4 protein-coding genes are annotated in these 16,902 nt (G+C 43.6%); all 4 read right to left on the reverse strand.

Going from position 1 to position 16,902, the window contains the following annotated elements:
• Positions 1-29 precede the first annotated feature (29 nt).
• From TI10_RS05530 to TI10_RS05545, 4 genes are read right to left on the reverse strand one after another with little or no spacing between them, the layout of a single operon-like run.
• On the reverse strand, positions 30-1,685 hold the full coding sequence (locus TI10_RS05530; protein ID WP_244161527.1) for a cyclic peptide export ABC transporter: 1,656 nt from the start codon (positions 1,683-1,685) through the stop codon (positions 30-32).
• A 52-nt stretch (positions 1,686-1,737) separates the two neighbouring features.
• Complete coding sequence (locus TI10_RS05535) at positions 1,738-3,576, reverse strand: thioesterase domain-containing protein (protein ID WP_049582287.1); 1,839 nt, start codon at positions 3,574-3,576, stop codon at positions 1,738-1,740.
• Between the two features lie 35 nt (positions 3,577-3,611).
• The gene (locus tag TI10_RS05540; protein WP_049582289.1) at positions 3,612-13,502 is read right to left on the reverse strand and encodes a non-ribosomal peptide synthetase; all 9,891 of its coding nucleotides are present in this window, start codon (positions 13,500-13,502) and stop codon (positions 3,612-3,614) included.
• Complete coding sequence (locus TI10_RS05545) at positions 13,499-16,900, reverse strand: non-ribosomal peptide synthetase (protein WP_244161545.1); 3,402 nt, start codon at positions 16,898-16,900, stop codon at positions 13,499-13,501. The genes TI10_RS05540 and TI10_RS05545 overlap by 4 nt, the downstream gene beginning before the upstream one ends.
• Positions 16,901-16,902: the final 2 nt, after the last annotated feature.

Here is a 16,902-nt window from a genome sequence, read left to right on the forward strand (position 1 = left end):
CTTATTATAGTTATCTTTCCTTATTATAGTTATATAGCAGAAACAGCGGGCTTTAAAGCACCGTTTTCTACTTTATCGGGATGCACGTTGATTTCAATATTATCCACCAAACCATTATCCATAGTGATAACTCTGTCTGCGATATGAAAATATTTATCGTCATGGCTAATAACGATAATAGTTTTTCCATTGCGCTTCATTTCAGGAAGTAATTCGTTATAGAAAAACCCTCTATAATTAGGGTCCTGATCGGCAGCCCATTCATCAAACAAATAAATAGGCGCATCTTCCATATAAGAGATAACCAGAGCTAAGCGTTTACGTTGACCATGAGAAAGCTTAGTTGTGGATAATCTGCCATCTTTAACCGTGACTTTTTCTGCTAAATCCAATTTTTTCAGATATTGACGCGTTAATTCATCATCGGCAAGTTCACCTTTTCGGTTAATTACCGTATCAAACAGATAAAAATCCGAATGAATAACACTGTACATATTCAGATAATTCTCTCGGTTATCTTTATTAACCACCTTATCATCTATGAAAATATCACCTTCAGATTTATTCAACAGTCCAATCAATAATTTGGCAAAAGTCGATTTACCACTGCCATTGCCACCTTTAATAATGATAATTTCGCCGCGCTGAATATCCAGATTAATCGGTCCAACAGAAAAACAGTTCCCTTCACCGGTATACTGAAAACTTATGGAACGCAGGGAAATTCTAGACCATTCTTTATATTCTTCGGTGTTGGTTACAGTTGGCTCCATTGATAAGTTTTCAGAAAACTTTAAGCGATCAATCTTACGCAGAGATATGAGCGCTTTTACTATGGTTTCCTGTGAGGATAAAATAAAATCAACAGGCCCCAGTAAAAAGGTCATAATAAAGATAAAGGTAAGAATATCGTTACTTTCCCCTATCCCCCACATAACATGAGAAAATAAAATAGAGCCAAGCACCAGAAATAATAATATTTGTCCCCAATTTTCATTCAATTTCCAGAAAATTTCTGATCTAAGATCAGAGTCATTAATCTTTTCTAATGAGGGTAAAACACCTCGATTAAAAAACGAATGTTTGCGCTTTTCATTATTATTAAGTTCTTTAACTCCATCCACCAGACTCTTAAATTGTTCATGCAAATTATCATAATCATCACGATATATTTCATCATAAGCTTCAGCTCGACTGATGAAATAACGCGAAACCAAAAGCCCTAATGGGAGAATAACCAGCGTGACTATAAACAGATCAATCGATCTGAATGCCAGAAAACCTAAACATGCAATCACGGTAATTACATGATAAATAAACTGCGGCATGGTAGAGATAGCCCTGGAAATATCACTCACATCAGATGTTAAACTGGCCTGAACTTTATGCCCGCCAATCCTATCCAAAATGGCATAAGGAGTATTCAAGATCCGTTTCACTAAGGTACTACGAACTTCAAAAATAATTTTGACACTTAACTTTGTCATTAGGTAATTAGCAAAAGAACTTACAATAAATAAACAAGCAAGCCCGATGAAGAACTTAACTGTCCACGATACTAAGTCAGCACTAATCTGCTCCAATGCATCATCAGTAATCAAGGAAATTAACCAAATACTAAAGAAAGCGCTAAAAGCACCAACAATACTATTAAAAATAATTTTTAACCGATTGGCTTTAACCAAATCAGAGATCATCGAGATTAACTCCTAAATAAAATTTTATTATTGCCTGACTTTAACAATCTTTACTTTGCCACAAAGTGATATTCCATCCCCCCATAAAACCTCGGCTAATAGTTTTTGGCGTTAACCAAAAACAGTGTCGATAAATAGTATCATCTCCATTAATTTGCAAAATCAAAACCTTATAGCCTTTGTCATAAACATCTGTTTTCAACCGCGGTAGAAGTTGCTTAAGCTGTTCATCTAAAAAACTATCACAGTGATAAATAACCACATGGTTTTCATTAAATCGATAATTATTTACATCAGCCTGTATTATCTCAATGTGATTTTTTTTATTTATAACGTTAACATTTTGCCGTGCAATTAATGCCAACGATTCAACAGTTTCTACTCCGGTAATCTTGCTAAAATTATAACTGGATGCACATATAATCGCTCGCCCTTTACCACATCCCAAATCGATAAATTCAAAGTCACTGTACTCGATCGGCAGAGACATTAATGCTCTATGAATCACACTGTAATAAGCAGGCATATAGCGAGTACAAACGGGAGAATTGACAGGCCATTTATCGTCAAAAGCAACGCCATTAGTTTGCACGCCTAAATATTGATCTTGGCTATCTTGTTGATCAATCCAGTGAAAAATTTCATCCGGTTGCGTGACGCCAAAAATAATCCATAATAAGTGATACAGCTCTTCTCCTCGTTGGACCTGAATTTTATTATCTAATATCGCCTTAGCGATAGCGGCTGATGGTTCCTCACTGGTTACACACGCGATTAATGACTCCACGCTGATTTCAATCTCACTATAAAAATCATATTGTTCATACATTGCATCATTAGCGTTGAAATCAATATGCGCACGTCCATCCGCTATCTCAATAAACCAACATCCGACCTGTAATATCTTCACTCGGTGAAAATGATTGATATTATTTATAGGCCGATATATATCGACCCGATATTGCACAATGTCGAGCAGCTCCTGATAGGTTAAGTTCGATGTTTTGAATAAAGGCTCCGGCCGATAGCGTTGTCGCAATATAGCCTCAGCCAGCTCTTCAACGGCACCCGGTTTTAATACTGAATAATGATCACCGCCTACCATGCCGCAAGTAATCGTTTGTGCGACATAATCTTGTAAGGATGCAATAATCTTCTTTTTTTCTGCCCGTAGTTGTATAGAAGTTTCGCAATAAATGAATGTCATCTTGCCCTTTAATCTGGCCGATGGTACATAATCGCAAGCCATCGTAGAGTAGCTTTTATAAACTTCAATAAACCTTTCCAGCGCTTCGCCTTCAATGCCTTGAGCTAACTCGGCACTCACTTCGTCGATCTCTTCGCGGGTATAAGGCTGTTGCTCATAAGCGGTAAGAAAACTATCAATCACTATCAAGTCAACGGTTTTCCCATTATTTTCCAACGCCAAAGCAACCTCGAAAGCAACACATGCCCCTACACAATCACCCACCAGTCGATAATGCTCTTGTGGATAGTCTTGCAAAAGTAATGCCGCATAACGTTCAGCCAATGTTTTAACAGTAATTGTGTTCCCCCCTAAGAACAGAGAAGTTGCGTCAAATACTTTGAGGCTGAAATCGTTTTTTATTTCTCGGGCTAAATCAATAAAAGATGATACTGGAGCACCTGCGCCAGGAACCAAAAATAATGGCGTTTGGTCAGCACCCAATGACACCAATTTAATAGCTTCATCTGGCGCTAAAAAAGCCATAATGTCAGCTTTATTAGCAATCACCAGGTTTTTTAGTTCAGGAGTAAAAACACAACCTGACATGACCTTAAAACCCAATTTGCCGCGCTCAACAAATAACTGCACCCCCGCAGCCGAAGTTTGCCGAATAATATCAACGACTCGCATTATTCCACCTTATTTATCAGCGTCTATTTTTATCATCATAACCAGCCTTCTTCCGCCACCGAGTTATGCCCCTGATTAACTTGTTCAGCTAGTTGCAATTGCTTACGCTCAATTATCAGCGCCAGGATTGCTAGATCACTGGCCGTCATAATATCGGCAACGCTGACCGTGACAGCAAAAGTCTGTTGTATCTGATGTAAAAACCTCAACAAGGTTAATGAATTCCCTCCCAACTCGATAAAAGACGCGGTTAATCTCACCATGCTTAACGGTAATTTCAGTGCGTCGGCACACAGTTGTACCAATTGTTTTTCAATTTCAGTTTCCGCAATACGATCCAACCCTTGCGTAATACAAGGTTTTGGCTCAGGTAGGGCAGCAAAATTCACTTTACCATTAGCTGTGGTTGGGATAGCGGCTATCACAGCATATAGGGTTGGCGCCATATATTCTGGTAATCGGGTTTTCAGTTGCTCTCTTATCGGAGGGATTACCGCATCTATTTCGGTACCCTCTGGCATAACCAGCCAAGCACCCAGTTGTTTTTCGCCAGTCGCATCGACAATCACTCGCACAATACTTGTCGCCACGCCATCAATAGCTGACAGTGCTGACTCTATTTCACGAGTTTCGATACGAAAACCTCTGATCTTGACCTGATTATCAAGACGACCGACATAAACCAGTTCACCATCGTTATTCCAATAAACACGATCACCGGTTTTATATAAACGTACTGCTTGTTCCGGCAAGATAGCCATTTCAACGAACTGGGCCGCATTTTGCTCTGGGTTATTCACATAACCTAAACTTAAAGCATCACCAGCAATGTAGAGTTCACCAATAACACCCGGCGGCACCAATCCCCCCTGAGAATCCAAAACATAGGTCTGACAATGTGCCAAAGGACGACCTATCGGCACCACTGCGTCGGTTAAGGCGTCTAACTGGGTGACATCAATAGCAGTCGCGACAATGGTTGTTTCTGTCGGTCCATAAGTGTTGAATAAACGGATCTCTCCTTGTGTTTTTTGTTGCCATAGCGCCAATAACTCCATTCGCATGGCTTCACCACCGACGATGCATACCTTCAAATGTTCAACGAGTTGTTTAACATCGTCGGCAGTTAACTGATACGTCCACTCATGCCATAAGGCTGTGGGGACTGAAATCAGCGTGACTTTTTGTGCATCAATGAGCTGACATAACTGTTTAACGCTATACGCTGTTTTATGACTATCCAGAACCAGACGACCACCGGAAAATACCGATAACATTAATTCTTCGATAAAAATATCAAAACCAATGTTGGCAATTTGCAATACCGTATGGGCAGAATTTGTCGAATAATAACGTTTAACGGCTTCATAATAGCTCAACAAATTGTGATGACTGATCTTAATGCCCTTAGGCGTGCCCGTTGAACCCGAGGTATACATGATGTAAGCAATACGCTCTGGCGCTGATAATGCGACTTCCTGTGCCACAACCGCAGTATCAACCGACTCAATCTCATCAACCATAACAATATTTTGTTCATCAACCGGCAAAGTGCGGCTTTCAGAACGCTGTGAAACAATAAGCTGAATATCAGCATCATTAATAATATGGGCAATGCGTTCTGCTGGATAATCGGTTGCCAATGGCACAAACGTTGCGTTCGCCTGCAAAATAGCCAAGACACTAATCACCACTTCGGGACTACTTGATAAATAAATACCCACCGTATCATTTACCCCGATGCCCCGCGCAATAAGAAGTGCCGCCAGCTTGTCAGCCGCTAACGCCAACTGCGTATAATTCATGCTTCCCCAAGGCCCTGACAAGGCCACTTCATCAGGTATCTGATGCGCAACTCGGGCAAATAATTGAGTCAGAGATGTGCAGTCATTAGCAATAGATGACGCATGACCGGCTAATTGATGCAAGTGTTGGATTTGATCTGGAACTAAATAATCCGCATGCCCTAAGTGATGACGTTGTGAAACTAACATCGATTTTATTGCCGTTTCATAATAAGCCAATATTTGGCCCGCCTGATATTGCCTAAACACCGATTGAGTTAACGCCAATTGCAGAACCAGAAAACTATTAGCTGAGCTATGATGGCAAACAAAATCATAACCATAACCAACTCGTTCATATTCATGATCATCAGCCTGCTCAGGCTCAACATCCTGAGTTGTCTGTAATTCATCAGACACATGAAAATCGACATAGTTAAATAAAGCGCCAGAGTAATCACATTTGAATTCCTCTTGCATCACAGCTACTGGATAATGTCGATAAGGCCAGCTTGCCGTGCTGTATTCGGTTAATTGCTCAATCAACGACGCCCAGGTTTGTTGATGAATATCTGCATTAACCGGCGGCGTATTCAAGAATAATCCAAGACAAGATTCAGCACCTTCCACTTCAAGTCTTCCGTGACTTACTACCGAACTGGTGATGGCATCAGTGCCATTGATTTTCGCTAATACATAAACATGTACCGCCAACAGTAATGTGCGCAACGGCACTTTTAATTGCGTCGCCAGTTGTTGCAAATCGTCATGTAAATAAGATAGCTCAAGACGAGCGGAATAATGTTGTGTTACTCCTTTTCCAGTCCAGTCAGGAAGTACAGCCGCGTTGGCAATCTGCTGCCAATAAGCTTTGTGTTCAGGACCATCAATAGCAGACAGTTCTTCAGCAATGTATTCACCGTAATGCGGTAAGTCAGCTCTTGGTGGAATAGAACCGCCAGACAACACCGATAAATAGTTTTCCATGAACTCAACTTTTAGGTTGGCAACACTCCAACCATCAAGAATGGCATGTTGATGGGACAAAACCAGAGCAAATGTATTATTAGCATCAATAAATACATGAATTCGCCACATTAATTCATTTTCAACAAAAAAGTTGTTATTTTCCTGTTCCAAACAGTGATCTAATTGATGTTCAAATTCCTGTACGGAAAGGTGGCGGCAATCATTAAGGGTAACCGGCAGAGCAATCGTTTTATGAATATATTGCAACGCTCTTCCTAATTCGAAGTTGTATGTCGCACGCAATAATTCATGGCGTTGTACTATGGCATTAAATGCTTGACCAAACGCTTGTTCACTCCACTCTGCATTAATCGAGTAATGTTCTACAATGTGGTAACTTTTATCTTTTAGCTGATGATAAATAGACCCCATTTGCAAACTCGATAATGAATATGCATCATCCAATGTTGATGGCTCAATCAATGCCGCCCGCTCGTCATCGGTGAGTAATGAAAAAGCGTGATAAGCATCTTTAGAAGAGACGCTTTTGTTGTTCAAATCAGGTAACTGCTGCGTTATTTCATGAATACTTTGATAAGTCAAAATATCTTTTACACTGAGCGCTAAACCCACCTGTTTAGCCATCGCAACAACACGCACAATTAATATTGAGTCACCACCCAAAGCAAAGAAATTATCGTAACGACTCACTTTCTCCTGTTTCAAAACCACGGCAAAAATAGACGCTAATGTTCTTTCAACGTCATTTTGCGGCGCAACGTATTCCGTACTGGTAAAAGCACTGGTTTCCGGCGCAGGTAATTTTTCTTTATCCACTTTTCCGGTAATACTCACCGGGAAAGCATCCAGACATACAAATGCGCTGGGGATCATGTAATGAGGTAATTGATGCCGTAGCTGTTCTCTGATCTGTTCAACTAATAACGATTGCGGCGTTTGCAGATAAGCAATAATTTGTTTATTGCCCGGCTCAATTTCCCGTACCACAGCAATAGCATTCTGTACATCAGGCAATGCACGCAGCTTGGCATCAATTTCAGCCAGTTCAATACGGAATCCACGCAGTTTTATTTGATCATCATTACGCCCTAAAAACTCCAGAGTCCCATCAGATTTTAATCTAGCTTGATCACCGGTGTGATAAATATAACCACAACCGCCAGAAAGGTTGTCTTTAACAAATTTTTGTTGCGTTAATTCGCTATTGCGGTTGTAACCTCTTGCCAAACCCGGGCCGCCTACCGCAATTTCACCAACCACCCCGATAGGCACAGGCTCGCCATAAGCATCAAGGATATAAATGTGAGTATTGGCAAACGGCGTACCAATGGGAACATAGGCATCATCAGGTAAAGAGAGGTGCGTCACATCACCGTAACTGGCATCAATCACCGATTCTGTTTGTCCATAAATATTGAAACAACGGGCATCGGCATGCATCAGCTTTTGCAAACGGTTTAAATCACGACCATACCAAGCTTCTGAACCCACTAATATATGGCGCAGGGAATCCAATTGAACCCTGCTTTGTTCAGCATAATCGAGTAAATTCCTCAGAATGACCGGCACAAAGTCACCCAATGTCACTTGTTGTTGTTCGATAAGCTGATACAAAGCCTCTGTGGTAATCAAATCCGACTTGCGGCAAATCACTAAGCGACCACCGGTGGTCAAGCTCTTAACGATATCGCCCAGAAAAATATCCACCGCCAAACCCGCCATTTGCAATACTGTCGGCGGCTGCTGGAATAAGCCAAATATGGCATCCCAGCCATACAAACGGGCAATCATCGCCGTATGCTCAACCATCACGCCCTTGGGATGGCCGGTTGTTCCTGAAGTGTAAGTCATGTAGGCCAAATTGGTCGCAGTTGAATGACTCTGCGTCGCCGCAATATTGGTATCAATCCGTGACTGGCTTAATATTTCATCCAATCTCCAGACGTTGTACGCCGAAGCCACTTCAATAGGCAAACGCTGAATATCATCAACCACAACCAATGGGGTACCGCTATCTTGAAGAATGTATTCAATCCGCGGCAATGGCTGATCAGCATCAAATGGCACATAGGCTAAACCCGCCTTCAAGATGCCAAGTACGGTAATCACTGCGGCCGCAGTACGATCCATACAAACCGCAATAAAGGTATCCGATGTATAACCTTTGTCTAATAAAAAGTGGGCTACCTGATTCGCTTGCGCATTCACTTGCCGATAAGTGAGATGAAGCTCGCCGTCAATAACCGCTATTTGTTCTGGACTCCGTTCCATTTGGTCTTCGAACAACTGGTGAATACATTTATCCGCAGGATAGGGCTGCCAATTGTCATTGATATCACTCAACAGATATTGCCTTTCCTGCTCAGTTAACACCGGCAGTTTAGTCAAAGGCGCTGTTTGATATTGGTCAGTCACTAATGCAGACAATAAAGTCAGGAACCGTTGGCTGAATCGGGTTATTGTCGATCGTTCGAATAGTTGACAGTTGTATTCAAAACTAAAATCAAGACCGTCCTCACTTTCACTGGCATCTAAGGTCAAATCGAACTGGGCGGTAACATGTTCGCTATCAAGATATTCAAATTCAACGTTACTCAATTGCAATACCTTGGATTCATTGGTATCCATTGAGAATACGATTTGGAAGAGCGGCGAATAACTTGTACTCCGCTCCGGCTGCATTTTCTCAACCAACAATTCAAACGGCAGTAACTGATGCGCTTGAGCATCAATATTAACCTGACGAATATGTGACAGATATTCAGCAAAAGTGAGATTTGCCTGGTATTTGGTGCGCAGCACTAGCATATTGACGAAAAAGCCGATAAGCGGCTCCACTTCCGCCTGCAAACGATTCGCAACCGGCGTCCCGATGACAATATCCTTGCTTTGACCATGACGGGCAAGTAACAGGGTAAATGCAGCATGCAATACCACAAACAGACTCGTATTATGTTGACTGGCAAGGGATTTAAGTCCAATCAAAAGAGACTTGTCAGCACTAAATTCAAGTAACCCGCCACGGCTGCCAAGTTGTAATGGACGCGGGTAATCCAACGGCAAGTCGTGTACAGGCGGCAACTCATTAAGCTGAGTTAACCAGTAGTTAAGATCCGTTTGTAACGTTTCACCCTGTAGTTGTTGCCGTTGCCAGACAGCATAATCTTTATATTGAATGGGTAGCGATGGCAAAGCCGGTTGCTGGCGACCCTCAAGCAGTTGGCTGTATATGTTGACAAATTCATCAGCAAGCACGTTGATTGACCAACCATCTGATGCGATATGGTGCATATTGAATACCATAACACTCTGATCTTCGGCTATTTTTAGATAGGCCGCTCGCAGCATGACATCGTTAGCCAAATCAAATGCCTGCTCCGCATGCCGCTGAATAAATTCTTGCACTTGCTGTTGGCCGCTTTTTTCCCCAAGGCTTTGATAGTCAACACGGTCGATCTTCACAGTTACCTTGTCCAACACTTCCTGCCATGCACCAGCGGTATCATGCCGATAGACCGTTCGCAGCACCTGATGGCGTTGAACAATCATGTTTATCGCACGTTCAGCGATAGCGAGATTGAAGTCCCCTTTAATGGTTAATGCCAACGGCATATTGTATTGAGGCGTTTGTCCATCTAACTGGTCAATAAACCAAAGCCGTTGCTGAGCAAACGACAATGGCAGCCGCGCCATTTCAGCTCTTGCCATTTCAACTCTTGCCATCTCAACTCTTGCCATTTCAACTCTTGCCATTTCAACTCTTGTCATTTCAACTACAGGCGTAATTGGCGCTATCACTGCATTGCTGTTAGTTGCTGTCTGTTGTTCAGCGATCAATTGTGCGAAGTCAGCCAAGGTTTGACTTTCAAACACTACCCGAACAGAGATCTGTACGGCCAAGGTTTTCTTGATTTCCGATACCAATTTAATCGCCAACAGGGAATGTCCCCCTAGCTTGAAAAAGTTATCGGTACGGCCCACTTTAGGGTGGCCTAACAACTGCTGCCACATATCAGCCAGTTGTTCTTCCAGTTCCCCCTGCGGCAGGCAATAATTCTCTGGTAACGGCTCTTGCGTCTCTACACTCAGTAACGCTTTGTAGTCAACTTTACCGTTTACCGTCATTGGAATGCTGGTTAGCGAAATAAAGGCATTGGGAACCATATATTCCGGCAAGGTTTGGCTTATTTGTTCCTTCAACGCCACTGGCTCCAGCGGAGCGTCCGCAACGTAGTATGCAACCAGTTGTTTATTGCCGTTAAGCTCATCCGCAGTGACAACCGCCTGCCTCACCCCATCAATCGCAATAAGTTGGTTCTCAATCTCACCTAGCTCAATGCGGAAACCCCGAATTTTTATCTGGCTATCCTTCCGCCCGATATATTCAATTTCACCATGAACATTAAACCTCGCCAAATCGCCAGTCCGGTAAAGCCGCTCAACCTCACCGTCGAAAAAAGCAACCTGGATAAAACTTTTCTGCTGCTCCTCAGGTCGGTTTAAGTAACCTCGGGAAACGCCTTTACCACCAACCACTAATTCACCAATGACACCTTGCGGCGCCAAATTCAAATGTTCATCAACAATATAGGCTTTAACATGACCACATACCCTGCCAATGGGAACCGATTGTTCAATCTGCAATGCGGATTCAATCAAGTAGTAACTCGCCAAGACGGTTGTTTCGGTCGGCCCGTAGGTGTTCATCACCGGAGGACGGTTTGCTGATGCGAACCAATGCCTGACAATTTCAGCATTAATTGCTTCACCGCCAACGATAACCAACCGTAGTGTGTCAGGCGCCAAAGCGTCGCCACTACTTACCTGATGCCAAAATGCAGTGGGTAAGCTCATTACGGTGATGTTGTGTTGACAACACTGTTGCCAAAATAGGTCAGCGCTGTTCAACCAATCATCGTTCCTCAATACTAAAGCGGCCCCTGCACATAGGGTGACAAAACACTCTTCAATGGAAATATCAAATGCAAATGAGGAGAACTGTAATACGTTGTCGTCAGGTTTAACGGAATACATTGCCAATGCTGCCGCCACAAAATGGCTCAACTGCGTATGCTCTACCATGACCCCTTTAGGCTTGCCCGTCGATCCAGAGGTATACATGACGTAAGCAAGTTCATCCAAGCTCTGGTTGATATTCGGATTATCAGATGCAGTCCCTAAAAATGGCTCCATTTCCGAGGTTAACAGCTCAACAATGACATTCAGTTCAGCAAACTTGTCTGCATATGCGTTGTTCGTCAACACAACCGCCGGTTGGCAATCCGCAATAATGTGCTGGATTCGGGACTGAGGGTTGTCAACGTCAATGGGGGTGTAAGCGGCGCCTGCTTTCAGTACCGCCAATATACTGATAATCATCTCAGGGGAACGCGGTAAACATAACGCGACAATATTGCCCGGCCTAACCCCCTTTTCGATTAGGTGATGCGCCAATCGATTAGCCCGCTGGTTCAACTCGCGATATGTCAGGGTTTGATTTTCCCCTGCAACCTGCCATACCAAAGCGGTGGCATCGGATCTTTGTGCTGCCTGACGTTCAAACTGGCATTGCACAGTTTCTGCCGTTGTCGCGATAGAAGATGGTAGCGCCAGTTGTCGCCCTAAACGGCGCTTTTCGTCTTCATCCAACAGCGCTAAAGAGTCTAATGTTTTATAAGGATTTTTGGCGATATCAATCAATAAGATTTCAAACGATTTGAGTAACCTTGCAATAGTGTGTTCATGGAATAGGCTACTGTTGTACACCACTTCAAACAGAATCGTGTCACTGTCATCAATCGCATCGAGTTCCAAATCAAATTTAGAGAATGCTTCCCCCGAAGATACCGGGGTGAACACCACGTCATCCAATCTCGATTCACCAGCCTCAGTCGTATCCATTGTGAACATGAACTGGAATATCGGTGAATAAGCGATGTTCCGACTCACCGCCAATTTCTCCACCAGAACATCAAACGGCAAATCCTGATTCATTTGTGCTTCAATGTTGACTTGCTTTACATGCTGCAAAAACTGCATGAAATCAATCTTGCCCTGATATTCGGTTCTCAACGCCAGCGTATTGACAAACAACCCGAGCAGTGACTGTAACTCTTTTTGTTTCCGGTTAGTGGCCGGTGTACCAATGACAATATCCGTTTGCTGGCTGTAGCGAGCGATAAATACTGAAAATGCGGCGTGCAATAACATAAACAGGGTCGCGCCGGCATTGCCTGCATGCTTACGCAACATCGCCGAAGATTGCCGATCCAATCGGAATCGCACCTTAACACCATAGTTGGTCTGTTTCACCGGCCGCGGAAAATCCAATGGAAATTGGTGAACTTGCGGTATATCCGCTAGTTTTTGTCGCCAATAATCAAGTTGCGCATCAAACACCCCGTCAGCAATCCATGACTGCTGAGTGTAAGCATAATCTGCATATTGCACGGGTAATACGGGCAAGGACTCCGGCAGATTCTGCTTAATCGCTTGATAATGGGTGACAAATTCTTCCATCAATAGAGAGAAAGACAATCCGTCTCCAGCAATATGGTGCAAGTTGATGATAAGAAATTGCCGCTGAGTATCCGTTGTAAAAAAGTCGATCCGGACCATTAGGTCCTTTCGTAAGTCAAACGGAGCAGCAACATACTGATAAAATATTGCTTTCAGTTCGGCAGGGTCACATGTCAAGTGCCGAACATTGATCTTTGCCTTAACATTTGACTGAATCTCTTGCCATACTTCTCCCTGTTCTTCTCGGTAAACTGAGCGCAACACTTCATGGCGTTCGACAATGCGTTGCATGACTTTTTCAGCAATCGTTAAATCGAACGCGCCACTCACTTCCAACACCGTCGCCATATTGTAATGTTCGCTGCTGCCAAAGAGCTGGTCGATGAACCACAGGCGTTGTTGTGCAAAAGAAAGAGGTAACCGAGTCAGCCCTCTATCGACAGTCTTGATCGGTAATGGATTTGATTGTTGCCCTTGCAGATACGCAATAATCTCTGCCTTATGCATTCTCAACTCAGTAATCATATCTTGCGATACTGCGCCTTTAGGCGCGTTCAGCTTAAGCGAGTCAGATTCAAGGTATACCATAATGTCTTGCTGTTTTAAGTCAGCTAAAAATGCGGCGATATTCACAGTTCAACGACCTCCCTTTCTCCCCCAATCTGTTTATGTCGTTCGGCAAGCTGCTGCTCAACATACTGTGCTAAAGCAAACAGAGTGTCATAGACGTAAAAATCCTTTACCGACAGTTCTATCTTCAATTCTTCGCTGATGACACTGCCGAGTTTGACAAATTGCAGTGAGTGAATACCGAGCTGTACAAACCGGGCCGCAGTATTGATTCGCTCCAAGCCAAGCTCTCTATGGAACAATTCAGCCAACTGCTTTTCAGTTGCTGTCTCTGGCGGCGTAAAAGGTTCTTCTGCGATATTTTCCATACTTGGCGCAGGCAGGGCTTGACGATTAACTTTACCATTCTCAGTCAGCGGCATTTCCGGCAATAACACATAGCAGCCAGGCCACATAAACTCCGGCAAGATGCGCTCGACTTTATCGCGCTGTTCACGTATGTCGAGCATTGACGGAGCGACTAAATAAGCCACCAAGGATTGCCGCTGTTTGTCATCCTGCCTGACACAAACTACAACATCCGCTACATCAAAATTAGCGCGGATACAGTTCTCAATTTCACCCAATTCGAGACGAAAACCGCGCAATTTCACTTGGAAATCGTTGCGACCAATGTAAGCAATCTCGCCTGATGGCAACACCTTCACTAAATCACCGGTGCGATATAGTCGTTCGCTGTTACCTTTAGCGTCCACATGATCAATAAAACGTTCAGCCGTCAGTTCTGGACGGTTCAAGTACCCTTTTGCTAATCCGACACCACCGACATACAGTTCTCCAACTACGCCAACCGGACATTGGGAGCGATCTTTCGCCAATACATAAAGCGACACATGGGGCGCTGGACGACCAATCGTGACTGGCTCAGTCGCCTTTGCAAAGATTTTCAACGAAGACCATACCGTAGTTTCCGTTGGCCCATATTCGTTGACCAGAGTTGCCTGAGGCTGACATTGGAAATGTTTTGTCTTAACTTGGTCCGACAAATTCTCGCCGGCACAAATCACCTTACGTAGTGAATGTCCTGTAAGGGAATCAAGAACAGCATCGTAGAAACTGGGAATAAAAAGAACGTGGCTAATTTGTTGACTGTCTATCATCTTTGCCACATACGATGCATCTTTCGCATCTTGGGGGGCCATTAAATGCAACGTTGCGCCGCTGCCAAGCCCCCAATATATTGCCGGAGCCGATGAATCGAAAGCAAATGATGAAACCAGTAAAAATTTCTCCGGCACTATCGCGTATGAATTAAACCGTCCAACCGTTGATGCGCTCAAAGCCCCGTGAGGGATCATCACCCCTTTAGGATTACCTGTCGAACCCGAGGTATAAATGACATAGGCAAGGGAATCTGCTGTCACACTTGAGGTCAGCATCGGTTCAGTACGAGACTGGGCGGCAATTTCAGTGTCATCAAGCAAGATAGTGCAAACGCTACTCGTTGGTAAATCGATCTTATCGATACTTTTGTTATCGACGATAACCAAACCAACATTGCTGTCAGCCAAGATAAAACTTAACCGTGCTACAGAATAAGTGGGGTCCAATGGCAAATAAGCACAGCCTGCTTTCAATATCGCTAACATGCTGACAACAAAGTCAATGCCGGGTTCCATCAAAATAGCAATTAACTGGTTGTTGTCGGCGCCTTTAGCCAATAATAATTGAGCGATCTGATTAGCCCTTGCATCAAGTTCAGCAAAACTGAGGCTTTGCTCCTGATAGCGAATTGCCACTCGTTCAGGATACTCAGCCGCCCGCTGTTGAATAAGCTGATGCACAAAAGGTTGCTCCTCAGGCAGTTGCCAAACTGATTGATGAGACTTGTCCAATACCGCTTGTTCCTGCTCACTGATGATCGCTAATTGATTAATGGGTCTATCACCGTTGACCGCAATATGCGCCAACAACAACTGCATATTTTCGGCAAAACGGGCGATTGTGTCTGGATTAAAGAGCCCTCGATTAAACTCAAAAATCAGCGACAATCCGTCCTTATCTTCTGTCGCGGTTAAGGTCAAATCAAACTGCGTTTGTCCCCCTTGTTCCATCACCTCTTCAAATTCAACATCAGCAAGTTGCAACTGTTGAGATTCATAATTTTGCATTGAGAAAAGCACTTGGAATAAGGGCGTAAACGCGGTGCTTTGCTCAGCTAGCAACTTCTCAACTAATAATTCAAATGGAATGGCCTGATTGCTCTGTGCATCAAGGTGCGCCTGCCTTGCACTCTTCAACAACTCATTGAATGTCAGCGTCGGTGTACAATCCAAACGCAACACCAGCGTATTGAGGAAACAACCAATTAGCGACTCCAGTTTCTGTCCCGGTCGGCTTGTAATAGGTGTGCCAATAACCACATCCGGGTTATCACTGTAACGCCCCAGCATCACAGCAAAAGCGGTATGCAAGAGCATGAATAAAGTGGCATTTGCATCAACCGCTAATCGCTTAAGTTTACTCACCGTCTCCAGCGGTATCTTTTGCGTGTGCGTTGCGCTGCGCATATCCAATTTTTGAGGACGAGCATAATCCAAAGGCAATTCATGAACCAATGGCAGGTTAGCCAACTGTTGTTGCCAATATTGCAACTGCTCGTCAAACATTTGCTGAGTTTCAGCTTGGTTCTGCCAGTAGGCATAGTCCGAATATTGCAGTTCAAGTTCAGTCAACAAGGCCGGTTTATCATGCACAATTTGCTGATAAAGAAGGGTAAATTCATCCACCAATATCGCCAGAGACCAGCCATCAGCAGCAATATGGTGCAAATCAAAAAACAATACGCCAGCCAATCGCTTATCAGATGTCTCTGATTTTAGATCAGAGGCCAGATAAGCCACTCTTAGCGGCAAATCCCTGCTTAAATCAAATCGTCTCTGTCTCTGCCCCGCCAGCCAATTCTCTATCTGTTGCTGTTGGTCAACACCATCGGCAAGGGTGTCTTTGTCAATCTGGAAAACATAGTCGTCCAACACGACTTGTTCCGGCATGCCTTGTGATTCTTGATAAACAGTGCGTAAAATTTCATGTCGCTTAAGAATGGCATCCATCGCCTGATTTGCGGCTGCTAAGGAAAATTGACCATATAAATTGAACGCGGTTGAAATCTTATACTGGCGTTCAACCGTGGAAACCTGTTCGACCAGCCAAAAACGGCGCTGCGCAAAGGATAACGGCGCTTTGGTAAGGCGCCGACGTTGTAATAACGAAAGCTTCGGTTGCCCCCCTACCTCCGCATGAGAGAGAAAATCAATAATTGCTTGTTTGTTTTGTTTAATAAATTTTCCCTGTTCAGGTGTGATGGCGCCAGGAGCAGACTGAGATTTTAGCGTCCCATTTTCAACAAAAAGACGAACTTCCTGCTCGGACAATCTATCAATAAAGCCTTTTAGGTTCATAA

This window comes from Photorhabdus luminescens subsp. luminescens, from assembly GCF_001083805.1.
Taxonomy (GTDB): domain Bacteria; phylum Pseudomonadota; class Gammaproteobacteria; order Enterobacterales; family Enterobacteriaceae; genus Photorhabdus; species Photorhabdus luminescens.